At 75.1% G+C, this 23,378-nt stretch carries 20 protein-coding genes; 9 read left to right on the top strand and 11 right to left on the bottom strand.

The genetic code is table 11. The features are described 5' to 3' along the window. Window positions 1–123: 123 nt before the first annotated feature. The 5 genes from ASF50_RS16605 to ASF50_RS16585 form a co-directional block, all read right to left on the bottom strand. Window positions 124–411 carry a hypothetical protein gene (locus ASF50_RS16605; RefSeq protein WP_056905228.1) on the bottom strand — a complete coding sequence of 96 codons (288 nt, stop codon included), beginning with the start codon at window positions 409–411 and terminating at the stop codon, window positions 124–126. Window positions 412–664: 253 nt separating this feature from the next. Then, window positions 665–2,134 carry a dihydroorotase gene (locus tag ASF50_RS16600; protein ID WP_056865269.1) on the bottom strand — a complete coding sequence of 490 codons (1,470 nt, stop codon included), beginning with the start codon at window positions 2,132–2,134 and terminating at the stop codon, window positions 665–667. Between the two features lie 11 nt (window positions 2,135–2,145). Continuing rightward, on the bottom strand, window positions 2,146–3,585 hold the full coding sequence (locus tag ASF50_RS16595; protein ID WP_056905227.1) for an MmgE/PrpD family protein: 1,440 nt from the start codon (window positions 3,583–3,585) through the stop codon (window positions 2,146–2,148). Further along, the gene (locus ASF50_RS16590; RefSeq protein ID WP_235557716.1) at window positions 3,582–4,541 is read right to left on the bottom strand and encodes a cyclase family protein; all 960 of its coding nucleotides are present in this window, start codon (window positions 4,539–4,541) and stop codon (window positions 3,582–3,584) included. The genes ASF50_RS16595 and ASF50_RS16590 overlap by 4 nt, the downstream gene beginning before the upstream one ends. Further along, window positions 4,538–5,707, bottom strand: a complete 1,170-nt coding sequence (locus ASF50_RS16585) for a CaiB/BaiF CoA transferase family protein (protein WP_056905435.1) — start codon at window positions 5,705–5,707, stop codon at window positions 4,538–4,540. The genes ASF50_RS16590 and ASF50_RS16585 overlap by 4 nt, the downstream gene beginning before the upstream one ends. 217 nt (window positions 5,708–5,924) lie before the next feature. Between ASF50_RS16585 and ASF50_RS16580 the strand changes: the two genes are divergently transcribed. Continuing rightward, on the top strand, window positions 5,925–7,457 hold the full coding sequence (locus tag ASF50_RS16580) for an MmgE/PrpD family protein (RefSeq protein WP_056905226.1): 1,533 nt from the start codon (window positions 5,925–5,927) through the stop codon (window positions 7,455–7,457). A 99-nt stretch (window positions 7,458–7,556) separates the two neighbouring features. Here the strand turns inward: ASF50_RS16580 and ASF50_RS16575 are convergent, their stop codons facing one another. The 3 genes from ASF50_RS16575 to ASF50_RS16565 form a co-directional block, all read right to left on the bottom strand. Then, window positions 7,557–7,910, bottom strand: coding sequence for a hypothetical protein (locus tag ASF50_RS16575; protein WP_056905225.1), 354 nt, complete (start codon window positions 7,908–7,910; stop codon window positions 7,557–7,559). A gap of 204 nt (window positions 7,911–8,114) precedes the next feature. Then, window positions 8,115–9,356, bottom strand: coding sequence for a fatty acid desaturase family protein (locus ASF50_RS16570; RefSeq protein WP_056905224.1), 1,242 nt, complete (start codon window positions 9,354–9,356; stop codon window positions 8,115–8,117). 75 nt (window positions 9,357–9,431) lie between these two features. After that, complete coding sequence (locus ASF50_RS16565; protein ID WP_082503311.1) at window positions 9,432–10,637, bottom strand: ferredoxin reductase; 1,206 nt, start codon at window positions 10,635–10,637, stop codon at window positions 9,432–9,434. Window positions 10,638–10,773: 136 nt separating this feature from the next. Here ASF50_RS16565 and ASF50_RS16560 point away from each other — a divergent pair, with 136 nt between their 5' ends. The 4 genes from ASF50_RS16560 to ASF50_RS16545 all read left to right on the top strand — a co-directional run bounded on the left by ASF50_RS16560 (window position 10,774) and on the right by ASF50_RS16545 (window position 14,506). Beyond that, complete coding sequence (locus ASF50_RS16560; RefSeq protein WP_056905223.1) at window positions 10,774–11,955, top strand: PucR family transcriptional regulator; 1,182 nt, start codon at window positions 10,774–10,776, stop codon at window positions 11,953–11,955. Between the two features lie 226 nt (window positions 11,956–12,181). Then, entirely contained in the window at window positions 12,182–12,739 is a 558-nt protein-coding gene (locus tag ASF50_RS16555; RefSeq protein WP_056864964.1) for an RNA polymerase sigma factor, read from the top strand. Beyond that, the gene (locus tag ASF50_RS16550; protein ID WP_056905222.1) at window positions 12,736–13,767 is read left to right on the top strand and encodes an anti-sigma factor domain-containing protein; all 1,032 of its coding nucleotides are present in this window, start codon (window positions 12,736–12,738) and stop codon (window positions 13,765–13,767) included. Before ASF50_RS16555 ends, ASF50_RS16550 begins: the two co-directional genes overlap by 4 nt. 106 nt (window positions 13,768–13,873) lie before the next feature. Next, window positions 13,874–14,506 (top strand): fasciclin domain-containing protein, encoded by a 633-nt coding sequence (locus tag ASF50_RS16545; RefSeq protein WP_056864966.1) that lies wholly within the window; start codon window positions 13,874–13,876, stop codon window positions 14,504–14,506. A gap of 248 nt (window positions 14,507–14,754) precedes the next feature. Here ASF50_RS16545 and ASF50_RS16540 read toward each other — a convergent pair whose 3' ends face one another. After that, entirely contained in the window at window positions 14,755–15,891 is a 1,137-nt protein-coding gene (locus ASF50_RS16540) for a cation diffusion facilitator family transporter (protein ID WP_082503310.1), read from the bottom strand. An 82-nt stretch (window positions 15,892–15,973) separates the two neighbouring features. Here ASF50_RS16540 and ASF50_RS16535 point away from each other — a divergent pair, with 82 nt between their 5' ends. After that, the gene (locus ASF50_RS16535; protein ID WP_056905221.1) at window positions 15,974–16,984 is read left to right on the top strand and encodes an SGNH/GDSL hydrolase family protein; all 1,011 of its coding nucleotides are present in this window, start codon (window positions 15,974–15,976) and stop codon (window positions 16,982–16,984) included. A gap of 143 nt (window positions 16,985–17,127) precedes the next feature. Here the strand turns inward: ASF50_RS16535 and ASF50_RS16530 are convergent, their stop codons facing one another. Beyond that, the gene (locus ASF50_RS16530; RefSeq protein ID WP_056905220.1) at window positions 17,128–18,660 is read right to left on the bottom strand and encodes an amidohydrolase; all 1,533 of its coding nucleotides are present in this window, start codon (window positions 18,658–18,660) and stop codon (window positions 17,128–17,130) included. A gap of 350 nt (window positions 18,661–19,010) precedes the next feature. On the opposite strand from ASF50_RS16530, the gene ASF50_RS16525 reads away from it, so the two are divergent. Continuing rightward, on the top strand, window positions 19,011–19,655 hold the full coding sequence (locus tag ASF50_RS16525) for a hypothetical protein (protein ID WP_056864969.1): 645 nt from the start codon (window positions 19,011–19,013) through the stop codon (window positions 19,653–19,655). A gap of 176 nt (window positions 19,656–19,831) precedes the next feature. On the opposite strand, the gene ASF50_RS19515 is transcribed toward ASF50_RS16525, so the two are convergent. Then, on the bottom strand, window positions 19,832–21,490 hold the full coding sequence (locus tag ASF50_RS19515) for a serine/threonine-protein kinase (RefSeq protein ID WP_235557740.1): 1,659 nt from the start codon (window positions 21,488–21,490) through the stop codon (window positions 19,832–19,834). 69 nt (window positions 21,491–21,559) lie between these two features. On the opposite strand from ASF50_RS19515, the gene ASF50_RS16515 reads away from it, so the two are divergent. Continuing rightward, window positions 21,560–22,150 carry an RNA polymerase sigma factor gene (locus ASF50_RS16515; protein WP_056905218.1) on the top strand — a complete coding sequence of 197 codons (591 nt, stop codon included), beginning with the start codon at window positions 21,560–21,562 and terminating at the stop codon, window positions 22,148–22,150. Window positions 22,151–22,366: 216 nt separating this feature from the next. Further along, the gene (locus tag ASF50_RS16510; protein ID WP_056905217.1) at window positions 22,367–23,350 is read left to right on the top strand and encodes an NAD-dependent epimerase/dehydratase family protein; all 984 of its coding nucleotides are present in this window, start codon (window positions 22,367–22,369) and stop codon (window positions 23,348–23,350) included. The last annotated feature ends 28 nt before the right edge of the window (window positions 23,351–23,378 follow it).

Raw genomic sequence — 23,378 nt, 5'->3', positions numbered from 1 at the left:
CTCTGGCCCTCCCCCGCTGCGTAGCCATCGCTCGACACGGTGACGTTGTGGACCCTGACCAGCTGCGTCACGTGGTGCTCCTCGGTTGTCGTCAGGAGCTTCGACCGGCGGCGGGGTGCGGACTCATCGCTGCGGGGCGCCGGCTCGGCGGCCGCGGGCGTAGCCGACCCGGGCGGCGAGGAGGACCAGTCCGAGGGCGGCCAGACCGAGGCCGACGAGCTGCCAGGTGGACAAGTAGGTGCCGTCGGCCGACACGGTGTCGTCCCAGCCCATGACCCAGTCGGTCTGGGGGTCGAGCGGGGCGTAGGCGAACCAGCCGTCACCGGTCGGGTCGGCCTGGGTCGTCAGGAGCAGGACGACGCCGGCGAGCACGAGGGCGGCGGAGGCGAGCCACCAGGCGAGGGGTTTCACGGGGTGAGTATTGCTGGCGGGGCCGTGGTTTCGAGACGCTCGCTTCGCTCGCTCCTCAACCACCGGGGGTTGCGTGGTTTCGAGACGCTCGCTGGCGCTCGCTCCTCAACCACCGGAGGGGTGCGTGGTGGTTTCGAGACGCTCGCTTCGCTCGCTCCTCAACCACCGGGGTCGGGGTGGGTACTGGGTGGGGTGCGGCGGCGTACCGAGGTCGTGGTGTGGGGGGCCGGACCTCGGCACGCCGCGGCCGGGGTCAGGCGGGGTTGCCGGAGCGGCGGACGAACTGGCCGCGGGGGGTGCCGACGACGTCGCCGTCCTGGAGCACGGCGGAGCCGCGCAGGTAGGTGTCGGTGACGCGGGCGGTGAGCTCGAAGCCCTCGAAGGGGGTGTACTCCTGGGTGGAGAGGGAGTCGGCGGCGTGCACCTCGTAGGTGACGTCGTCGTCGACGAGGCAGAAGTCGGCGTCCTTGCCGACGGCCAGGTCGCCCTTCTGCTTCAGGCCGAAGCGCTCGGCGGGGTTGCGGGCGGTGAGCTCGGCGACGGCGCCGTAGGACAGGCCGCGACGGCGGCCCTCGGTGAGCAGGGCGGGCAGGAGGTACTCCGTGCCGCCGAAGCCCGACTTGGCCAGGAAGACGTCGTCCTTCGGGTCGCCGAACTTCGTCTCCTCCTTGCAGCAGGCGTGGTCGGAGGTGACCCAGGAGAAGTGGCCCGCGAGCAGGTGCTCCCACAGCGAGTCGACGTCCTCGGGCGAGCGCAGCGGCGGGTTGACCTTGCCGCCGAGGTTGGCGGTGGTGAAGTCGGCGACGAGGTGGCCGACGGTGACCTCGCGGCGGAAGTCGATGTGGGGGAAGGTCGACTGCATCATCATCGCCGCCTCGATCGCCTTGCGCGAGGTGAGGTGGAGCAGGTTGATGTTGGGCAGCTCGGTCTCGTGGGCGAGGTAGGAGGCGATGGTGATCGCCAGGCCCTCGGAGTGCGGCGGGCGCGAGGCGCTGTAGGCCTCCAGGCCGGTGAGCGTGCCGTCCTTCTCGACCAGCTTGGTGTAGGCCCGCATGATCTCGGCGGTCTCGCAGTGCAGCGAGAGCGAGATGGCATCGCGGTCCTGGGCGAAGCGCTCGTCGTTGCGGGCCTGCTGGATGCCGCGCATCACGAACTCGAAGTGGGCCAGGTCGTAGGACTGGTCCTCGGGCAGCATGAGGAACGAGCCCTGGTCGGCCGAGCGGCCGTGCAGGCCGTGGCTGCCGTAGAACATGAAGATCTTGAACGACGGCACCCCGAAGTCCTCGATCATCATCGGGATCTCCTCGATGTGCTCCTCGAGGATCGGCGCCACGTGGAAGGCGTAGTCGACGTAGGCCCGGCCGTCGGTGGCGGCCAGGACGTCGGGGAAGACCTCGCGGTAGGGGCCCGAGCGGTTCATGTAGTAGGCGCCCGTGCGGATGTAGGTGATGCCGGAGGTCACGCCGCCCTGCGCGGAGGCGCGGCTCTCGCTCTCGGCGTCCTCGCCCAGCTCGTTGTAGATGCCCCAGTGCTGGTGGACGTCGACGACGCCGGGGAAGAGCAGCTTGCCGCCCGCGTCGAGCACCTCGGCGCCGGTCGTGTCGAGGCCGGCCTCGACGGCGGCGAAGACGCCGTCCTTCACCGCGACGTCGAGCCGCTCGGGCTCGGCGTGGCCGGGGCGCACCACGCGCGCGTTCGTGATCACCAGGTCGTAGTCGCTCATGAGGTCACCCTTCACTTCGTGCTGTCGGTCGTGGTCATGGGGTCCACCGAGGTCAACGGCGCGAGCACCGCGCCGATGTCGGTGCAGGTCTCCAGCGCGGCGCACGCCTCGGCGAGTGCGTCGACCTGGTCGTCGGCCAGCGTGCGGCCGGCGTTGGCGCGGAACTTCGCGGCCAGCTCCTCGAAGGACAGCGGTCGCTGCGGCCCCCCGCGGGTGGTCAGGACCTCCTCCACCAGCTCGCGGCCGTCGACCAGGTGGGCGGTCAGCACGGCGGGGAACTGCGTGGGGAAGATGTCGGTGCAGCGCTGGTCGGGCACCACGTCGACCTTGGCCATCAGCGCACGCCGCTGCGGGTCGCGGGCCAGCTCGTCGGTGTAGTCCTCCACGCCGGCGCCGAGCCCGGCGCCGCCGAGCAGGCCGACGGCCACGGCGTACGGCCCGGAGAACTGCGCCATGTAGCCCGTCTCCGGGGTGCGCTTGACCTCGATCGGCTCCCCGATCGTGCGCAGGTTGGGCGCCGGCACCCCGAGCACCAGCCGCTCCACGTCGTCGGGCCGTACGCCGCGGGCGCGCAGCCGCCCGGCAGCGTCGACCGCGGCGTGGGTGAAGTGGTTGGCGGGGTAGGGCTTGAAGAAGATGTCGGGCACCGCCCACGTCTCCCCCAGGCCGTCGACGACCGCGGCGGCGTCGAAGCGCCCGTGCAGCCAGGCCTGGTAGAAGCCGAAGCGGCCCTCCAGCACCGTCGGCGGGCCGGTGAGGCCGAAGGAGACCAGCTCGGCGGCCGAGACCGCGGCGTGGGCGGCCCAGCCGCAGTGCAGCCGCTTGACCGTGCCGCCGGTGCGGTTGGCCTCGATGATGCCCGAGGCCATGGAGGCAGCGACGCCGAGGCTGTCGACCACCGCGTCGGCCTCGCCTCCGGCCAGGACGGTCGCGGCGACCGCGCCGCCCATCGCGCCGCAGATGGAGGTGGCGTGCTGGCCGTGCTCGAAGAAGGTGGAGTTCTTCGCCGCCTCGTCGTAGCCGGCCATGCCCAGGCGCACGCAGGTCTCCAGGCCCAGCGCGATCGCGCGCACCAGCTCCTGCCCGCTCGCGCCCGCGCGCTCGGCGGCGGCCAGCGCGACCGGCACGACCGTGGCGCTGGGGTGCAGCACCGAGGGCAGGTGGGTGTCGTCGTAGTCGAGGGAGTGGGCGAGCACGCCGTTGACGAACGCCGCCAGCCCGGCCGGCAGCCCCTCGGGCACGCCCACGGCCGAGGCCGCGGCGTGGCCGCCCTGGCTGCGCGCCCAGGCGCGGGCCGCGCGGCTGGTCTCCAACGGGGCCGCGGCCACCGCGATGCCGACGGTGTCGAGCACGCGCTTGCGCACGCTGTCGACCACTGCCTCGGGCAGGGCGTCGAAGGTCGTGGCCTCGGCGAAGGCGCCGAGCTGCTGGGCCAGGGTCGCGTCGCTCACGAGGCGGCTCCGCTTTGGTTCTGGCTCTGGCTCTGGTTCTGGCTCTGGGGCTGGGTCGAGCGCAGCGCGAGGGGGCGCACCGGGGAGCCGGTGGCGCCGAAGATGTTCATCGGCACGAGGACGAACGTGAACTCCGCCCACCCGGCCGCGGCCAGGCCCTCGAGGTCGAGCGCCTCGACGATGAAGATGCCCGCCTCGACCAGCAGCACCCGGTGGGCCGGCAGCAGCGCGTGGCCGCCGCCCGGCGCGAGCCGCTCGAAGGCGATGGTGTCGGCGCCCGCGGCGTGCACCCCGCGCTCGGCCAGCCACACGGCGCCGGCCTCCGCGACCCCGGGCACGCCCGAGGCGCCCCCGACGTACGCCGCGCCCTCGGCGAAGCGCGCGCCCCAGCCGCTGCGGACCAGCACGACGTCGCCCGCGCCGACGGTGACGCCGGCGCGCTCGGCGGTGGCCTCCAGGTCGGCGACGGTGATCTCGTAGCCGCCCTCGCAGTGGGTGAGGCCGAGGTGGCCCGCGACGTCGAGCAGCACACCGCGGCGCAGCATCGGGGCGATGGTGTGCACGCCGTGCTCCTCGTACTTGCCGCCCACGCAGGCCGCGGCCGCGTCGGCGCCGCCGTGGAGCTTGCCGTCGAAGGAGACGTGGGCCAGCGCGTCGATGTGGGTGCCGACGTGGGTGCCGGTGGTGATCATGTCGTTGGCGGCGCTGCTGCCGTCGGAGCGCACCATGTCGCCGTGGCGACGCGGCAGGGTGTGCCAGAACTGCGGGTGGTTGGGCGACTGCGGCATGCCCACGCGCAGCTGGCGGCCCAGGTCGATCGTCTCGACCCCGGCCTGCACGGCGCGGAGCAGGTCGTCGGCGCCGGCGACCGGGGCGGGGGCCGGGGTGCTGGCCGGGGTGCTGGCAGCGGTGGGGTCGGCGGGGGTGTGCGGGGTGGTCGTCGGGGTGTCGCTCACCGGACGGCCTCCTCTTCCTTGAGTCGGGTGATGGCCTCGGCGTCGTAGCCGAGCTCGCCGAGCACGGCGTCGGTGTCGTGGCCCAGGGCGCGGCCGGTGAAGCGGATGCGCCCGGGGGTGGCGCTCATGCGCCACATGACGTTGTGCTGGAGCAGGGGGCCGAGGTCGGGGTCGTCCACCTCGAGCAGCATCCCGGTCTCGCGCACGTGGGGGTCCTCGGTGAGGTCGCGGGAGTCGTAGACCGGCGCGATCGCGGCGCCGGCCTCGGTGAAGGCGGCCAGCACGGTCTCGCGGTCGCGCGCGGCGATCCAGGAGCCGACGTGCTCGTCGAGCAGGTCGACGTGCTCCGCGCGCCCGCCGCCGGTGGCGAACCACGGCTCGGCGATGACCTCGGGGTGGCCCACCAGCTCCATGACCCGCTCGGCGATGCGCTGGGCGCTGGTGGAGATCGCGACCCAGCGGTCGTCGGAGGTGCGGTAGGTGTTGCGGGGGGCGTTGTTGGTGGAGCGGTTGCCGTGGCGCTGGGCGATCTCGCCGGTCTGCTGGTAGACCGTCGGGCCCGGGCCGACCGCGGCCATGATCGGCTCGAGGATGCTGAGGTCGACGACCTGGCCCTCGCCGGTGCGGTCGCGGTGGCGCAGCGCCATGAGCACCGCCGAGGAGGCGGCGATGCCGCAGATGGAGTCGGCCAGGCCGAAGGCGGGCAGCGTGGGCGGGCCGTCGGCCTCGCCGGTGGCGGCCGCGAAGCCGCTCATCGCCTCGGCCAGGGTGCCGAAGCCGGCACGGCTGCTGTAGGGCCCGCTCTGCCCGAAGCCGGTCAGCCGCGCGAGGACCAGGCCGGGGTTGTCGGCGTGGAGCACCTCGGGGCCCAGGCCCCAGCGCTCGAGGGTGCCGGGGCGGAAGTTCTCGACCAGAACGTCGGCGCTCGCGGCCAGCCGGCGCAGCACCTCGGCGCCGCCGGGGGCCTTGAGGTCGACCGCGACGGTGCGCTTGTTGCGGCTGATCTCCTTCCACCACAGCGGCACGCCGTCCTTGCTGCGCCCGTGGCCGCGCATGTTGTCGCCGCCGCGGGGGTGCTCGACCTTGATCACCTCGGCGCCGTAGTCGCCGAGGATCTGGCAGCACAGCGGCCCGGCCAGGATCGTCGACACGTCGAGCACGCGCAGGCCGGCGAGCGGCCCGTCGGTGACGTCGACGGCAGCGTCGACCGCGGTGTCGACGGCGGGTGTGCCGTCGGGGCGGGGGTGGGAGTCAGACACGCAGCATCCGTTTCGCTGGAAGAAACGTTCGGGATCGAGACGTCACTCTAACCGGAACGGTCCGATCCGTGAAGGGGCTGCTTTCCGCCGTCTTGTCAGCCCCAGCGCGCGCTACGGTGGGCGCATGACCGATCCGGAGCCGTTCCTACTAGCGGAACGCACGTGCGACGCCATCACCGATCTGGTCGCCGCGGTCACCGTCGCGTACGACGACCTGCCCGCCCCGGTCGCGGCGCGACTGCCCGTGGTGCTCACCGACCTGGTGGGCGTGGCGGCGGCGGGGCTGCGCACCCCGGAGCTGCGCGCCCTGCTCGAGGCGTGGCCGCTGGCGCCGGGCCCGCACCCGCTGCCTGGCAGCGACGTGCGCACCACCCCGGAGACCGCGGCGCTGCTCACCGCGGCCGCGGCCTGCTCCCAGGAGCTCGACGAGGGCAACAAGCACGCCGCCGGCCACCCGGCCGTCCACGTCGTGCCCGCGGCGCTCGCCGCCGCGCAGCAGGCCGGCCGGCCCGTGGGCGGGCGGGACTTCCTGGCCGCGGTCGCCGGGGGCTACGAGGTCGCCGCGCGCTTCGGCCACGCCGTGCGCCGCGACCCCGCCTGGCACACCCACGGCCACTGGGGCGCCACCGGCGCGGCCTACGCCGCCGCCCGCATCCTCGGCGCCACGACCGGGCAGGTCGCCGCCGCCGTCGACGCCGCCACCGGGCTGATGGGCGTCACGCCGTGGTCGGCCGTGCTCTCCGGCGACGTCACCCGCAACCTGTGGGCCGGGCAGGCCGGCCTCGCCGGCCTGTCGGCCGCGCACCTCGCCCGGGCCGGGCTGGTCGCCAACCGCGGCGGCGCCGCGGCCGCCTTCGCCCTGCTCGGCGGGCTCGACCCCGACCTGCTGCTCGACGGGCTCGACCGCGGGGCGGACGGCCGGCCGGACGGTCGGTCGGACGGCCGGATGGGCGACGGGTCGGGGGACGTGGCCGGCCCACGGTGGCTGGCCGCCGAGGGCTACCTCAAGCAGCACGCCGCCTGCTCCTACACCCACGCCGCGATCGACCTCGTGCTCGCGCTGCGTGCCGCCGCGGGCGAGGGCTCGGCGTCGGTCGCCGCCGCCGGCGGGAGTGCCGTGGCCGGCTCGGCCGCGGACGCCGGCCCTGCGGGCGGCGCGGGCGCACCGGGCGGGTGGGAGGCGGGCGAGGTGCTCGGCGTACGCGTCGTGATCCACTCGCTGGCCGCTCCCCTGCTCCAGCGTCACCCGACCAACCGGCTGGCCGCGATGTTCTCGCTGCCCTTCGCCGTGGCCACCGCGGCGGTCAGCGGGGCCGTGACGCCCGCGACGATGGAGCCCGGCACCCCCGCCTTCGCCGCGGCCGAGGCCTTCAGCGACCGCGTGCACGTCGAGGTCTCCGCCGACCTCGACCGGTGGCTGCCCGCCCGCCGGGTCTGCGAGGTCGAGGTCGCGCTGCGCGACGGCCGCACCCTCGCTCTGGCCCAGCCCGACCCGATCGGCGACGCACGCCACTTCCCGCTCGACGACGCGGCCCTGGTGGCCAAGCTCGACGGTCTGCTCGGCCCCGGGGTCGGCGCTCCCCTGCGCGCCGCCGTCGACCGGCTCGTCGACGCCGACGACGTCGTCACCGCCTGGGCGGCCCTCCCGCTGGGGTGAGCGCGCCGCAGCTTCTTACTGACCGTTGCGACCTCTGGACGGGCGTCACGACGGTCAGGTAGTGGTCGCAACGGTCAGTAAGAGGCGGGGCCGCGCGCCTCAGGCGGTCGGCGCCGACGGCGCGGCGGCGTCGATGGCCGCGACCTCGGAGAAGTAGCGGCGGTGGACGTGGAGCACCTCGCCGATCAGGTCGAGGCGGTGCCACAGCAGCCCGCTCGGCGGCCCGACGGGGGTGTCGCGGGGCAGCTCGGCCATGAGCGTGGTGCACGAGGTCTGGGAGAACGTGCCGGAGTCGAAGATCAGCAGCCGCCGGTCGGTCGCGACGACCGTGCGGTAGCGGTCGGTGACCTGGAAGCGGATCGCGGTCTGCCCCGCGAAGGCTCCTTGCACCTGTTCGCCGGGCTCGAGGTGCTCCTGGGCGTTCTCGGTGATCTGGCGGCTCGCGCGTGACATCGGTGGCTCCCTGGGGTCGAAGGAGACCCCCACCGTGCCCAGGAAAGCTAAAGACCCATCTCACCCGACGGGGTGAGATGGGTCCTCGGCTGGTGCAGTGGTTTCGAGACGCTCGCTGGCGCTCGCTCCTCAACCACCGGGGCGAAGCGCTCGCTCCTCAACCACCGGGGCGAGGCGCTCGCCCCCGACCACCGGCGGGGTGGCTCAGGCGGCCTGCGTCATCTGCTTGCGGCGGGCCTGCTGGGTGAGGCGGGCCTGGGCGGCGCGGCGGACCTTGGGACCCTTGGTGGTCATGGCCCACAGGGTCTTGAGCTGCTCGGGGGCATTCTTGACCGTGGTGGTCTCGAGGAAGCCGTTGGGCAGCGAGAGGCGCACGACCTTGTGCCAGGCCGAGTAGACCTGGGCCGGCAGCGAGGCCTCGTGGTAGTTCAGCTCGTACTTGTCGAAGAGGGCCTTCACCTTCGGCGCGACCTCGGCGTAGCGGTTCGAGGGGAGGTCGGGGAAGAGGTGGTGCTCGATCTGGTGCGACAGGTTGCCGGTCATCAGGTGCATCGCCTTGGAGCCGGAGATGTTGGCCGAGCCGAGCATCTGGCGCAGGTACCACTCGCCGCGGGTCTCGTTGTCGGGGATCGACTTCTTCTCGAAGGTCTCGACGCCCTCGGGGAAGTGGCCGCACATGATCACCGAGTGCGACCAGACGTTGCGCACGAGGTTGGCGGTGAAGTTGGCGGCCAGGGTCGGCAGGAAGGAGCCGGTCGGCAGGGCCAGCGCCGGGTTGACCACGTAGTCCTTGGTGGCCTGCTTGCGGATCTTGCGCAGGGTGTTGGCGGCGTTCTTCTTGAAGGTCTCGCTGCGCTTCTCCTTCGGGATCGACAGGTTCTTGCCGAGCTCGAGGTCGTAGGCGGCGATGCCGTACTCGAAGAAGCAGGCGTTGATGAAGTTCCACAGCGGCTGCGCGAGGTACATCGGGATCCAGCGCTGGTCCTCGTCGACGCGCATGATGCCGTAGCCGAGGTCGTTGTCCTTGCCCACGATGTTGGTGTAGGTGTGGTGGATCTCGTTGTGCGAGTGCTTCCAGCCCTCGGCGGTCGAGGCGTTGTCCCACTCCCAGGTGGTTGAGTGGATCTTCGGGTCGCGCATCCAGTCCCACTGGCCGTGCATGACGTTGTGGCCGATCTCCATGTTCTCCAGGATCTTGGCGATCGAGAGACCGACGGTGCCGGCGACCCAGGCCGGCGGGAAGACCGAGGCCAGCAGCACCGCGCGCGAGCCCAGCTCGAGCTTGCGCTGCACGTCGACGACCTTGCGGATGTAGGCCGCGTCGCTGGCGCCGCGGTCGTCGAGCACGCTCTGACGGATCGCGTCGAGCTCCACGCCGATGGCCTCGATGTCCTCGGGGGTGAGGTGGGCGGTCGGGTTGACGGGCTGCTTGGTGATGACGGTCATGGTGCGCTCCTTCGGTGGGACGAGCGGGTGGATCAGGTGCAGGTCAGGGGGTGTCGCGGTGAGTCGGCGAGCGACTCAGTGGGTGATCTCGCACGGCCCGGCGGCCGCGCTGATGCAGGTCTGGATGTTGACGCCGTCGCCGGGCTGGGCCACGGTCAGCTCGCCGTTGCGCAGGTCGCGCACGGCGCCCTCGCGCAGCGGCAGGACGCAGCCGAAGCAGACGCCCATGCGGCAGCCGCTGGGCATCAGCACGCCCGCCGACTCGGCGGCGTCGAGGATGGTCGTGGCGCCGTCGGCCTCGACGACCGTGCCGCCGCCGGTGGGGCCGGTGAAGCTCAGCGTGCCGCCCTCGCCGGTGGCCACGACGGCGGTGCGGAAGCGCTCGATGTGCAGCGGCAGACCGGCCTCGCCGTGGTGGGCCTCGAGGGCGTCGAGCAGGCCGACCGGGCCGCAGGCGTACGTCGTGCGCTCGGCCAGGTCGGGCACGAGCGCGGCCAGCCCCGTGGTGGGGTCGGCGACGTCGAGCATGCCGTCGCGGTCGGTGTGCAGCTCCACGAGGCGCAGCCGGCCCTCCGCGGCGTACTGGCGCAGCTCGTCGCCGAAGATGACCTCCGAGCGCGAGAGCGCCGAGTGCAGCAGCACGATGTCGGCGCGCACCGGGGTGGCGCGGGAGAACATGTTGCGCAGCATGCCGATGACCGGGGTGATGCCGGAGCCCGCGGTGACCATGAGCAGCTTGGTCGGCAGCGGGTCGGGCAGGACGAAGTCGCCGTCGGCCTGGCCGAGGTGGATCATCTGGCCGGGCGCGAGGTGGTGCACGAGGTGGTTGGAGACCACGCCGTCGGGGATCGCCTTGACGGTGATCGAGATGCAGCCGTCGGCGCGGGGGCCGTGGGTCAGCGAGTAGGTGCGCCACAGGCGCACGCCGTCGACGTCGACGCCCACGCGGAGGTACTGCCCCGGCACGTGGCCGGCCCAGTCGCGGCCGGGCTTGAGCACGATGGTGGCCGACTGCGCGGTCTCGGGCTGCACCGCGACGACCTTGGCGCGCAGGTCGGCGCCCTTGCGCAGCGGGTGGAACACGTCGAGGACGTCGTCGAGCTCCAGCGGCGTGACCGCGGCCTCGGCGACGCGGCGCAGGCGCTGGCGCAGCGAGGGACGCCCGGTGGTCGGGCGCGGGCCGGTCGGCGCGGTGGTGGCGGCGCTCGCCGTCGTCGCGGCGGCGGCCGGGGCGGTGGCCTCGGTCGTCGTCTCGGCGGTGGTGGACACAGTGGCGCTCATGGGTTCCACTGTCCTACGCCAGGCCGTTAAAGTCCTGTGCCGGTGATGTGAAGTCACCGGGCTGTTTTGTTCGCAAGTGACAACTTGTGACGGTGACCGCGTCCATGTCGGGGTTGCGGACGGACGGGAGGGTCGGATGGTGCGCCGCATCACCCGTCGTACGGCAGGCCACGGGCTCCAGCTGCCGGCGCGTGCCGTGAGCGAGATGCGCTCGGAGCTGGCGGTCGTGGCCGACCGCGTCGTCGACGCCATCATCGCCGACGTGCCCGGCTACGAGGGCGCGCTCAGCGGCCCCATGGGCGAGAACATCCGCACCGCGGTGCAGCTGGCCCTCGGCGGCTTCCTGTCGCTGGCCAGCGGCCGGCGCGGCGTCGACCCCCGCACCCCCGCCGCGCCGTCGGTCGAGGGCGCCTACCAGCTGGGCCGCGGCGAGGCCCGCAGCGGCCGCTCGACCGACGCGCTGCTCGCGGCCTACCGGATCGGGGCCCGCGTGTCGTGGCGGGAGATGTCGGCCACCGCCGTGCGCAGCGGCATGCCGGCCGAGACGGTGGCCTCCTTCGCCGAGCTGGTCTTCGCCTACATCGACGAGCTCTCCGCGGCCAGCGTGGCCGGCCACGCCGACGAGGTCACCACCGCCGGGCGCGCCCGCCAGCGGCTGCTGGAGCGGCTGGCCCAGCACCTGCTCGACGACGACACCCCGGTGGAGACCGTGCTCGACGCCGCCCAGCGCGCCGAGTGGGAGCCGCCCACCACGCTGACCGCCGTCCTGGTGCCCGACTCCCAGCTGCGGCCCGTGCTCTCGGCGGTGTCCGCCAGCACCCTGGTCGTGCCCGAGCCGCCCGCGCGGCCCGGCGCCGACCGCGAGTCGCTCGTGCTCGTGCCCGACGCCCACGACCACCGCCGCGCGGCGCTGCTGCGCGTGCTCGGCGACCGCGGCGCGCTGGCGGGCCCTGCTCGGCCGTGGCTGGAGGTGCGCGCCTCCTACGAACGCGCCGTGCGCGCCCGCGACCTGGGCATGGAGCTCGACACCGAGGCCCACCTCACCGCCCTCGTGCTCAGCGCCGACGCCTCGGCCCGCGCGGACCTGCGGGCCCAGGTGCTCGCGCCGCTGGGCGACCTGCGCCCGGCCACCGCCGAGAAGCTGGTCGAGACGCTGCGCTCCTGGCTGCTGCACCAGGGTCGGCGCGAGGACGTCGCCGAGGCGCTCTTCGTGCACCCGCAGACCGTGCGCTACCGCATGGGCCAGCTGCGCGAGGTCTACGGCGAGCGCCTGGAGGACCCCGACTTCGTGCTCGCCCTCACCGTCGCCCTGGGCTGAGGCGCGGGCGGGGCGCGGGCGCGGGGCGCGGGCGCGTCCTACTGACCGTTGCGACCTCTACCTGACCGTCATGACTGTCAGGTAGAGGTCGCAACGGTCGGTAACACGAGGAGCAGGGGCCGTCTCCGCGGCCGGCCCGACCGCGGGGGTGAGACCCCCCTCATCCTTTTAGGGGGTATCCCGGGCCAGGTGCAACCGCGGGGGCCCCGGCGGGCGAAGCACAGGCATGGAGGTCATCGGAGCGCTCGAGGAGGAGCCGGTCGGCGCGCGTCTCGCACGCCGCGAGGAGACCGCCCTCGAGGAGGTCTACTCCGCCTACGGCCCCAGCCTGCTGGCCTACCTGCGCCGCTTCGTCGGCGACGACGCCGAGGACGTCCTGCAGCGCACGCTCATGGACGTGTGGCGCCAGGCCGACCGCTACGAGCCCACCATGCGGCTCAGCTCGTGGCTCTTCACGATCGCCCACCGCCGCGCCGTCGACACCCTGCGCACCCGCCGCCACGACGTCGTGCCCGTCGAAGACGCCCGCGACCTCGTGGGCGAGGACGGCCGCGAGACCGCGGAGCGGTACGCCGAGGCCGCCGACGTGCACGCCGCGCTGGCGCGACTGGGCGAGCGCGACCGCGAGGTGCTCGAGCTCGCCTACTTCGAGGGCCTCACCCAGCGCGAGATCGCCGACCACCTCGACCTGCCGCTGGGCACCGTCAAGGCCCGCGCCGCCCGCGCCTCGCGCCGCCTCGCCGACCTCGTGCGCACCGACGACCCGGACGGAGCCGACCGATGACCCCCCGCCGCCCCGACCTCCCCGGACGACCCGGCACCCCCGGCCTGCCTCCGGACGGGGAGGACCACCCCGACCTCCAGGCGCTGCTGCGCGCGGAGCTCGACAACGCCCGCGTGCTCGCCGTCGGCGACCACCTGGCCGGTTGCCCGCAGTGCCGCGCCGAGCTGGCCGAGCAGGCCGTCGGCCACGCCCTGCTGACCCGGGCCGCCCGCACCCTCACCGCCCGGCCGGGCACCGCCGGCGGGGCCGGCGGGGCTGGCGGGACCGTGGGCGCCGGTGGCGCCGGCGCGGTCGGTGGACGAGCTGCCGGGGGCATCCCCGGCGCGGCCGGCCTCGCCGGCCGCCCACCCCGGGGCGGCAGGCCGGCTCCCCGGACGCCGGCGACCGCGGGTGGCACCGCCTCGATGCCCGAGCCACCCCCGCTCGTGGTGTCGTCGCGACCCCGCGGTCGTCGGCCCCTGCTCGCGCTGGCCGCGGCGGTCGCCGTCGTCGCGGCCGGCGTGGGAGCCGCCGGGGGCTGGGCCCTCGCCGGCTCCGGACCCGACGCCACCGGATCCCTCCCCGCCGCGGGCGGCGCACCGCAGACCCCCTCGGCCGGCCCCAACGGCAGCCCTGACGACAGCCCTGGCGGCAGTCCGACCGGCGGGCCGACCGGGCCGAGCACCGGTCCCGAGCCGCGGCCGGTCGGAGCCGACCTGGCCCCGCTCGAGCGCCGCTTCCGCGACTCCGCCGGGGCGGTGGAGCTGGTCGACGTACCCGGAGGCACCCGCGTCACCATCACCGCCTCCGGACTGCCCGAGCCCCGGCGCGGGGAGTTCTACGAGGCGTGGCTGCTCGACCCCGCGACCAACAAGATGCTCCCCCTCGGCACCCTCGGCCCCGACGGCTCCGCGGTCGTCGAGCTGCCCGCCGGACTGGTCTCGGCCTACGCCGCCGTCGACGTCAGCCTCGAGCCCGACGACGGCGACCCCGCCCACTCCGTCACCTCCGCGCTGCGCGGCGCCTACGCCGGCCCGACCCGGGCCTGAGCGCCGCCGACCGGCTCCACCGGGCCCGACCGGCCCGACCGGCCACCACCCAGACCACCACTCGGACCGACCCGCCAGAGAAACACCCACACAGGAGAGAAACCCCATGAAGAAGATCACCACCGCCCTCGCCGCCACCGCCGCTGCCGCGACCCTCGCCGCCGGCGCCCTGGCCCCGGCCTCCGCCGCCCCGTCGGCCAAGCCGCAGGGTGAGACCAGCCTCGCCGAGGTGCTCGCCGCCGACGGCAACCGCTTCGACCACAAGTCGCAGGACTTCGACGTCCTCGAGCGCGCCGTGCTCGCCGTGCTCAAGGCCAAGCCGGAGAGCCCCGTCGGTCTGCTCACCCAGGGCGGGGAGCGCGCCACCGCCTTCCTGCCCACCGACGCGGCCTTCCGCAACCTCGTGCTCAAGCTGACCGGCGAGCGCCCCGGCAACGAGCGCCAGACCTTCCGCCAGGTCGCCGCCGCGGTCGACGTCGACACCCTCGAGGCCGTCCTGCTCTACCACGTGGTCGCCGGCAAGACGCTGGTCTCGGAGAAGGTCGTCGCCTCGAAGGGCGAGCCCACCACCACCGCGCTGGGCGCGACCTGGACCGTGCGGGTCAAGGGCGGTGAGGTGCGCCTGGAGGACCAGGACACCAACGCCCGCGACCCCCGCGTCATCGCCCTCGACGTCAACCGCGGCAACAAGCAGGTCGCCCACGCCATCGACCGCGTGCTGCGCCCGATCGACCTCTGAGTCGACCTCTGAGTCGACCTCTGCGTCCGGCCTCCGAGTCGGACCTGATCGGCCGCTGAACGGCGGGCACCCGCCCGCACCCACGACCGTCCGCCCCGGTGCCGCTGCGCCGGGGCGGACGGTCGTCGTACGCCGGTGGCGTCCTACTGATCGTTGAGCCCTCTGCGTGACCGTCATGACTGTCGGGTAGAGGTGGCAACGGTCAGTAGGCCGCGGGCCGCGGGCCGCGGGGCTGCGGCCGCCGGGGCTCAGAGCGCCAGGGAGGCCTCGGCGGGCAGGGCGAGGGTGAGTACGGCGTCCTCGATCATCGGGTCCTGCTCGACGTCGGCCTCCAGGCCCCGCAGGCGCACCGCGAGAGCCGACTCCGCGTCGTCGCCGACCAGGTCGACGGCGGCGACCACGAAGAGCCGCTGCGGGCCGACGTACTCGACGTGGAGGTAGGTGATCCGCTCGATCTGGGGGTGGGCCAGCAGGCTGCGCAGCACCCGGGCCTGCAGCTGCGGGCCGAGGCCCTCGCCGAGGAGGTAGGCCATGTTGCGCCGCATCAGGAAGACCGCGACCACCGCGAGCAGCACGCCGATGGCGATCGAGGCCAGCGCGTCCCACACCGGGTCGCCGGTGAGCTGGTGCAGGCCGATGCCCGCGGCGGCCAGCACGATGCCGACCAGCGCCGAGGCGTCCTCGAAGAAGACCGCGCGCAGCGTCGGGTTGGAGGTCTCGGCGACGTAGCGCAGCGGGTGCACGCCCCAGCGCCGGGCGTCGCCGCCCACCTGGCGCGAGGCCTGCACGAACGACGTGCCCTCCAGCACCAGCGCCACCCCGAGCACGACGTAGTTGACGACGAACGACGCCTCCTCCTCCGTGCTGCCCAGCTGGGTCACGCCGTGCCAGACCGACACCACCGCGCCCGCCGAGAACAGCCCGAAGGCCGCCACCAGCGACCAGACGTACGTCGCGCGCCCGTAGCCGCGCGGGTGCTCGGCGTCGCGGGGACGGCCTCCCGAGCGCTCGGCCACCAGCAGGAAGACCTCGTTGCCGGTGTCGGCCCACGAGTGCGCCGCCTCGGCCACCATCGCCGCCGAGCCGGTCACCACCGCCGCCACCGACTTGGCCAGCGCCAGCAGCGCGTTGGCCACGAGCGCGACCACGACGGTGAGCAGCGACTCGCCGCCGCCGCCCTCCCCCTCGCCGCGCGGAGGGCCCGCCGACGAGGTCGCGGACGGGTCGGTGGGCGGGCCGGTGGGCGGGTCGGTGGGCGGGTCGGTGGGCGGGTCGGTGGGCGGGTCGGTGGGCGCGGTGGTCGGCGCGGCCGTCGGCGCGGTCGGGCGGGGCGGGGCCGGTGCGGGGTCGGCGACCGGCTCGGGGCCGCCGCGGGTGTCGCTCATGACTCCGTCGTACTCCTGCCGTCCTGAGCGCGACACCCCCGGGTGGGGTGGGGCGACCCGCCGGGCCCGTACCGTCGACGCCATGACCGCTCGCCCCTCGGCCCGCCCGTCCCGCCGCGCCGCGGCCCCCGCCCGCCCCGCGACGCTGCGTCTCGCGGCCGCGCTGGCCGCCGGCGCGCTGCTCGTCACCGGCTGCAGCTCCTCGGGCGGCGACGAGCCCGACGACACCGCCGCACCCTCCCCCGAGACCTCCTCCAGCGCCCCCTCGACCAGCCCCTCGACCAGCCCCGGGTCCACCGCCGACGCGGGCGAGGGCAGCGGCGACTTCCCGCGCTACGTCGCCCTCGGCGACTCCTACACCGCGGCGCCGCTCGTGCCCGACACCGACCCGCAGGACGGCTGCCTGCGCTCCACGGGCAACTACCCCAGCCTCGTCGCCGCCGCCATCGACGGCACCGCGCTCACCGACGTCAGCTGCTCCGGCGCCACCACCACGTCGCTGGTCGGCGTGCAGGAGACCTTCGACGGCCAGGCGCGGCCGGCGCAGTTCGACGCGCTCACCGAGGACACCGACCTGGTGACCCTCGGCATGGGCGGCAACGACTTCAACCTCTTCGCCACCCTCATCGGCCGCTGCGGCCAGCTCGCCGCCGAGGACCCCGACGGCTCGCCCTGCGAGGACGCCGACCTGGTGAAGGACAACGTCTTCCGCCAGATCCGCGGCCAGCTCGCCGCCGCGCTCACCGGCGTCCTCGACCGCTCGCCCGACGCCCGGGTGCTGGCCGTCGGCTACCCCCAGATCCTGCCCGCCGAGGGCACCTGCCCCGACCGCATCGACCTCGCGGTCGGCGACTACCCCTACGCCCGCGACCTCAACGAGCGCCTCGACGCCGCCGTCGAGGGCGCCGCGAAGGACGCCGGGGTCGACTTCGTCGACGCCTTCGCCGCCACCGAGGGCCACGACCTGTGCGCCGAGGACCCGTGGATCAACGGGCGCACCACGCTCGAGGACGAGGCGCTCGCCTACCACCCGCTCGCCGCCGAGCAGGAGGCCGTCGCCGCCGAGGTGCTCGCCGTGCTGGGCCAGGACTGAGCCGCGGCCCCGATCGCCACTTACTGACCGTTGCGACCTCTACCTGACTGTCGTGACGGTCGGGTAGAGGTCGCAACGGTCAGTAACACGTGTCGCCGCCGGCCGGTCCGAGCCCGGGGCGGGTGGGGTCGGGGCGGGCCGGGTCAGAGGGTGGAGTGGACCTCGCGGCCGGCGACGTACGTCGCGGCGACGGGCATGGTGCGCAGCTGGGCCGCGGCCGCGGCGGGCGAGTCGCTGGGGGCCAGCGGGTCGCGGTCGAGCAGCACCAGGTCGCCGCGGGAGCCGGCGCCGACGGTGGGCTGGCCGTCGACGGAGGCGGCGAGCACCTCCTGCGGGGTCAGCGCCTGCTCGCCGTGCCACGCCTCCCGCTCGTCGGCGCTGCGGTGCACCGCGGCGGCCATCGCCAGCCACGGGTCCAGCGGCGAGACCGGGGCGTCGGAGCCGAGGGCCAGCTCGACGCCGTCGTCGAGCATCCAGCGGTAGGCGAAGCAGCGCGCGGAGCGCTGGCCCCAGATCTTCTCGGTCAGGTCGCGGTCGTCGAGCAGGTGGGCGGGCTGCACGCTGGCGCGGATGCCCAGCTCGGCCATGCGGCGCACGTCGGCGCGGTTGACCATCTGCGCGTGCTCGATCGAGCCGCGGGCGCCGGTCACGGCGTAGGCCTCGAGCGCCTCGGCGCAGGCGGCGTCGCCGATGGCGTGGGTGGCGACCTCGAGGCCGTGGGCGTGGGCGCGGGCCAGCAGCTCGCGCAGCTCCTCGCCCGACAGGTTGGGCTGCCCGGCGGGGTACTCCAGCCGGTGGGCGTCGCCGTAGGGCTCGCAGCACCACGCGGTGCGGGTGTTGAGGGAGCCGTCGCTGATGATCTTCAGCGGCCCCATCGTGGCGCGGTCGTCGCAGCCCGGCAGCGGGTCGCCGGTGCGCAGGCCCATGGCGATGACGTCGTCGAGGCCCTCGGCGTAGGTCGACATGCGCAGCCGCAGCAGGTCGCAGCCGTGCGACCAGCGCTCGGCCCACTCCGCGGCGCCCCCGGAGAACTCGTAGTCGACCAGGCCGACGATGCCCAGCGCGGCGGCGTGGTCGAGGGTGCGGCGGTAGGCCTCGGGCGAGGTGCCGTCGTCGCCGATGAGCGAGGACAGGCGCGCGTAGGCGCGGAACCACTCCGCCTCGCGCACCACCGAGTCGCGCACCGGCAGCGCGAGGTGCAGCAGCGCGGTGGTGTTGAGCCAGGCGTGGTGGGCGTCGCCGGAGATCAGCACCACCGGGGTGTCGCCGGTGACGGCGTCGAGCTCGGAGACGGTGACCTCGCGGTCCCAGCCGGCCGAGCGGTGGCCCCAGCCGATCACGGGCAGCTCGGGGTACTCCCGCACCCGCTCGGCCACCAGCGCCGTCGCCTGCTCCGGCGAGCGCGCCCCGGTGAGGTCGAGCCGCGCCGAGGTGAGGGTCCACTGGGCCAGGTGGACGTGCTGGTCCCACAGCCCCGGCGCCACCCAGCGCCCCGCGGCGTCGACCTCGCGGTGCTCGTCGTACGCCGTGGTCGGCGCGCTCAGCCGCGGCCCGACCGCCGTGACCCGGCCGTGCTCGACGAGCACGTCGACGGGGGCGTCGGGGGCTCGGTCGGTGCCGCGGTCGGCCGCGCGGACGGGCACGATCCGGGCGTTGCGCACGAGGAGGCTGCTCATGGGCGCCAACCGTAGGGACGTCGCGCACCCATCGCCGAACCGGCGACGAGGCGTGGACGGGCGTCTCCTGCGCGGTGGGCCGGGGCGGCTCGACGCAGCACCGCGCAGGGGCGGCGCAGGGACGGCGCAGGCGCGGCGCAGAGGCTGCGCTGCGACCGCCGAGGTGCCGCGGGTCTGTGGCGGCGGTCACCGCCGGTGAGAGCCGCAGGCCCGCCGTACGGCGCGGCCCTGGGCGGTCCCGGGGCGGTCCCGGGGCGGCCCGGACCGGGGCCGGAGGGGACCGGCCACCCGCACCTGCCGGGTAAAGACCCTCACGGCGCCGGGGGCCGCGGGGCGGTTACGGTGTCGCCATGGGTCTCCGGGGTGCGCTCGTCGCGATGGCGCTGGCCGTCGTCGGCGCGCTCGCCGGCGGCCTGCTCGCGGGGTCCCGCAGCGACGCCCCCGCGGCCTTCGGCCCGCCCGTGCCGGTGGCCGCCGCCTCCCCGGCCGTGCCCACCGACCCGCCGGTCGAGATCTCCCCCGACCCCGACTACCCCGCGCTGGTGCGGGGCCTGCCCACCACGCGCGTCGTCGTCGGCACCGCCCCCTTCACGCTGTCGGTGCCGATCCCCGACGGCTGGGTGCGCAGCGACTCCGCGGCCGGCGAGTGGCGCTGGTTCCCCGGGCCGCCCGACGACGTGAAGTACACCTACTTCCTGCGGGTGCGGCTGATCGGCAACGACTACCAGAGCATCGAGAGCGCCCTCACCTCACGGATCGCGGCCCTGGAGAGCGCGACCGCGGTGGAGGACCTCGACGTGGAGTACCGCTCGCGCGACACCTTCGTCTCCACCTACGTCGAGGGCGGCTACAAGCGCGTCAGCTACGAGCGCTTCATCGGCACCGGCCCCGCCGACCCCACGGCCTACGCCTCGATCGCCGTGATCGGTCGCGAGTCGGACCGCGACGGGCTCAGCGCGCTGCTGGAGAAGGTCACCGCCGGCGCACGCGCCTGAGACCCGCCCTCGCCGTCGTCCCCGACGCGCAACCGGAGGGGACGTCATGCGCCCGGTGGAGTCGCATCCACCCCTCGTATGACGTCCGCGCCACCCCCGCGAGCGCCACAGCCCCCGCGCCCTCACGCGCGGGCTCGGGCGCGGGCCGGCCCGACCCGGGCGCGGCGGGCCCCGGGTCAGAGCCCGTAGGTGCGGACGCTGTCGAGCACGCGGTAGGCCTCGGCGGTGGTGTCGCTGCGCACCTGCACCCACAGCAGCCGGTTGACCGCGACGCGCACGACCCGCTCCACGGTGACCCCGCCGGGGCAGCCGGTGTGCACGACGGTGCGGGTGGGGCGCCCGTCGACGGTGCTGGTGACCGGCTCCTGCGGGCTCTCGCACTCCGCGTGGCCGGGCATGAGGGTCGGCAGGGCGTCGCCGGCCATCAGGCCGAGGAAGACCCCCTCCCCGTCGCTGTCGGGGTCGGTCCAGGAGGCGTCGGTGCCGACGGAGAGGGCGTCGTACGACGCGTCGCCCGCCGGGCCGGCCCACGGCTCGTCGGCCTCGGCGGCGTCCCAGCCGGCCGGCACCTCGACGGCCAGGCGGCCGGTGGCGTCGCTGACGGTGAGCCGCTCGGGGGCCCGGCCGTCGACCCAGGCGTAGCCCGCGAGGGCGCCGGCGCCGAGGGCCAGCACGCCCGCGGCGGCGCCGACGAGCGCACCCGCGACCCGGCGGCGGCGCGTGGGCCGGGCGGTCCGGGCGGGCGGGGAGGGCTCGGGCAGCTCCCCCGACGGCTGGTGCACCGAGGGCCGCGCGCCGGGCTGGGTCAGCTCGGGGTCGAGGGGCAGCCACGGCCGCGAGATCGAGCCCGTCGACCCCTGCCGGCCCACCAGCGGGTCGAGCGCCGCCGAGAGCGCGGCCACGAAGGCCGTGACGTCGGGCCAGCGCTCGTCGCGGTCGACCGCGAGCGCGCGGCGCACCACGGCGTCGACCTCGGGCGGGAAGGGCCGCTCCTCGGTCGACAGCGGCGCCGGGTCGTCGGGGTGGGCCGCCGCCTGCAGGCTGGTGTGGGCGTGGGCGGGGCGGCCGGTGAGCAGCAGGTAGGCCAGCGCGCCCAGGGAGTACTGGTCGGCGCGGGCGTCGGGCGCCTCCGCGCGGGCCTGCTCGGGTGCGACGTAGGAGGGCGTCCCGGCCACCATCGTCAGCCGGCTCGACACGTCGAGGGCCTTGCCCAGCCCCAGGTCGCCCAGCAGGGCCTGCACGTCGCCGCTCGCGGCGGTGGCGTCGGCGGGGCCGCGGGTTTCACCGGCCGGCTGGTGAAACCCGCACCTGTCGGCCCACGCGTCGGCCGACAGGTGCGGGTCCGGGCCGACCGGTGGGGCGGGTGGGGCGGGCGGGGCGGACGGGGCCGGCCCGGCGTGGCCGCCGCGGGTGGTGCGGAAGAGGACGTTGGCGGGCTTCACGTCGCGGTGGAGGATGTCGAGGTCGTGCAGCGCCTGCAGCCCGAGACCGACCTGGCGGACGACCTCCAGCGCCTGGCGGGCGGTGAGGCCCTCCACCTCGAGGCGGTCGGCGAGCGTGCCCTGGTCGGCGTACGACATGACGAGGTAGGGGCGGCCGTCGTCGAGCTCGCCGGCGTCGTAGACGCGCACGACGTGCGGGGAGTCGACGCGGCGCAGGTAGCGACCCTCCTCCAGGAAGCGGCGGCGCACCTGGAGGTCCTCGGTCCAGTTGTCGGCCAGCACCTTGACCGCCACCGGGGAGTCGAGCTGCTCGTCGTAGGCCAGCCAGACCGTCGCGAAGCCGCCCGAGCCGACGCGTCGACGCACGGCGTAACGACCGAGACGCGAGGGCATGGACACGCGAGCATGATAAGAGCGGTCAGCCCCGGTTGGGGCGCCACCACGAGGGGAAGGAGGTCGGACATGCCCGGCACGCACAGCACCGACACCCCGGGGGCGCTGACCCCCGACGACATCGACGACCTCGCCCGGCGCGCCCAGGACGGCGACCGCGACGCCCTGGAGGACCTGCTGACAGCGGTGCGGCCCCGCGCGCTCAACGTCTGCCGCGGGGTCCTGCCCTACTCCTCCGACGCCGAGGACGCCTGCCAGGAGGCGCTGATCAACATCGCCGCCAAGATCGGCTCCTGGGGCGGCCGCGGCCGTTTCACCACCTGGATGCACGTGGTGGCCGTCAACAGCGCCCGCAGCACCTACCGCCGGATGAAGAACCAGGCCGTCGCCGCCGACCCGCAGGCCGGCGGTCCGCTCGCCGACCGTCCCGACCCGCGCACCACCAGCGTCATCGCCGGCACCCGCCTCGACCTGCTCGAGGCGATGGAGACCCTCGAGCGCGAGCACCCGCAGTACGTCGAGCCGCTCCTGCTCCGCGACGTCTACGGCCTGCCCTACGACGAGATCGCCCGCCTGCTCGCCCTGCCGCTCGGCACCGTCAAGGCCCAGATCCACCACGGCCGCAAGCTGGCCCGGCCGATGCTCAGCGGCGAGGGCTGAGGGCGCGGCTGCGGGTTTCACCAGCCGGCTGGCGAAACCCGCACCTGTCGGCCCACGCGTGGGCCGACAAGTGCGGGTCCGGGCCGACAGGTGTGACGGGTGGGGCGGACGGTGCGGGCCCGGGCGGGGACGGCGGCGCTCGGCCCGGACGACCTGGAGGTCGACCGGGGCAGCACGACCCTCGTGCTCGTTGGCCGCGCCTGACAGGCTCACCCCATGCGCATCCTCGTGCTCGGCGGCTCGGTCTTCCTCTCGCGCGCGGTCGCCCAGGAGGCGCTCGAGCGGGGCCACGAGGTCACCTGCGCCTCGCGCGGTCGCAGCGGCACCGTGCCGGAGGGCGCCGAGCACGTCGAGTGGGACCGCTCGACGCGCGTCGTGCCGCCGGCGCTGGCCTCGCAGCGGTGGGACGTCGTGGTCGACGTGGCCCGCACGCCCTCCTGGGTACGCCGCTCGGTGACGACCTGGCCCGAGGCCCACCACGTCTTCGTCTCCACCGTCAACGTCTACTCCGACGACGCCACCCCCGGCCAGACCCCCTCCCGCGGCGCGCTGCGCCCGGCCCAGCACGCCGACGTCGACCCCACCACCGACCCCGACGCCTACGGCGCCATGAAGGTCGCCTGCGAGGAGATCGTGCTCGCCGGCGCCGCACGCAGCCTCGTGCTGCGACCCGGGCTGCTGATCGGGCCCGGCGACCCCTCGGGCCGCTTCACCTACTGGCCGGCGCGGCTCGCGGAGGCCGGCGACGGCGAGCCCGTGCTGGCCGGCGGCTCGCCCCGCGACGTCGTGCAGGTCCTCGACGCCCGCGACCTCGCCACGTGGGTCGTCACCGCGGCCGAGCGCCGCCTCACCGGCGCCTACGACGCGGTCGGCCCCACCACCACCGCCGGCGAGCTGCTGGCCGAGGTCGCCGCCGGTGTCGGCGTCACCCCGCGGCTGCGGTGGGTCGCCTCCGACCGGCTCGAGGCGGCCGGCGTGCAGCCGTGGTCGGGCCCCGACTCGCTGCCGCTGTGGCTGCCGCGCCCGGCGTACGACGGGATGCTGGCCCACGACGCCACCCCCAGCCTGGCCGCGGGGCTGGTCGTGCGGCCGGTGGCCGACTCGGCCCGCGACACCCTGGCCTGGCTGCGCGCCACCCCCGGCGCCCCCACCACCGGCCTGACGCGCGAGGACGAAGCCGCGGTGCTCGCCGCGGGGTGAGGCTCCGCCCGCGGATCGGCCGCGGGGC

The organism is Nocardioides sp. Leaf307 (genome assembly GCF_001423135.1).
Classification (GTDB): domain Bacteria; phylum Actinomycetota; class Actinomycetes; order Propionibacteriales; family Nocardioidaceae; genus Nocardioides; species Nocardioides kribbensis.
Note: the sequence above shows the minus strand (reverse complement) of the source record. Positions and strands in the feature narration are given on the sequence as shown.

Bases quoted from the DNA above. Each gene is read 5' to 3' on its own strand.
- ASF50_RS16535 (WP_056905221.1), top strand. From the start codon at position 15,974: ATGACCGCTCGCCCCTCGGCCCGCCCGTCCCGCCGCGCCGCGGCCCCC.
- ASF50_RS16575 (WP_056905225.1), bottom strand. From the start codon at position 7,910: ATGTCACGCGCGAGCCGCCAGATCACCGAGAACGCCCAGGAGCACCTC.
- ASF50_RS16550 (WP_056905222.1), top strand. From the start codon at position 12,736: ATGACCCCCCGCCGCCCCGACCTCCCCGGACGACCCGGCACCCCCGGC.
- ASF50_RS16530 (WP_056905220.1), bottom strand. From the start codon at position 18,660: ATGAGCAGCCTCCTCGTGCGCAACGCCCGGATCGTGCCCGTCCGCGCG.
- ASF50_RS16545 (WP_056864966.1), top strand. From the start codon at position 13,874: ATGAAGAAGATCACCACCGCCCTCGCCGCCACCGCCGCTGCCGCGACC.
- ASF50_RS16580 (WP_056905226.1), top strand. From the start codon at position 5,925: ATGACCGATCCGGAGCCGTTCCTACTAGCGGAACGCACGTGCGACGCC.
- ASF50_RS19515 (WP_235557740.1), bottom strand. From the start codon at position 21,490: ATGCCCTCGCGTCTCGGTCGTTACGCCGTGCGTCGACGCGTCGGCTCG.
- ASF50_RS16515 (WP_056905218.1), top strand. From the start codon at position 21,560: ATGCCCGGCACGCACAGCACCGACACCCCGGGGGCGCTGACCCCCGAC.
- ASF50_RS16525 (WP_056864969.1), top strand. From the start codon at position 19,011: ATGGGTCTCCGGGGTGCGCTCGTCGCGATGGCGCTGGCCGTCGTCGGC.
- ASF50_RS16600 (WP_056865269.1), bottom strand. From the start codon at position 2,134: ATGAGCGACTACGACCTGGTGATCACGAACGCGCGCGTGGTGCGCCCC.
- ASF50_RS16540 (WP_082503310.1), bottom strand. From the start codon at position 15,891: ATGAGCGACACCCGCGGCGGCCCCGAGCCGGTCGCCGACCCCGCACCG.
- ASF50_RS16565 (WP_082503311.1), bottom strand. From the start codon at position 10,637: ATGAGCGCCACTGTGTCCACCACCGCCGAGACGACGACCGAGGCCACC.
- ASF50_RS16560 (WP_056905223.1), top strand. From the start codon at position 10,774: ATGGTGCGCCGCATCACCCGTCGTACGGCAGGCCACGGGCTCCAGCTG.
- ASF50_RS16510 (WP_056905217.1), top strand. From the start codon at position 22,367: ATGCGCATCCTCGTGCTCGGCGGCTCGGTCTTCCTCTCGCGCGCGGTC.
- ASF50_RS16570 (WP_056905224.1), bottom strand. From the start codon at position 9,356: ATGACCGTCATCACCAAGCAGCCCGTCAACCCGACCGCCCACCTCACC.
- ASF50_RS16555 (WP_056864964.1), top strand. From the start codon at position 12,182: ATGGAGGTCATCGGAGCGCTCGAGGAGGAGCCGGTCGGCGCGCGTCTC.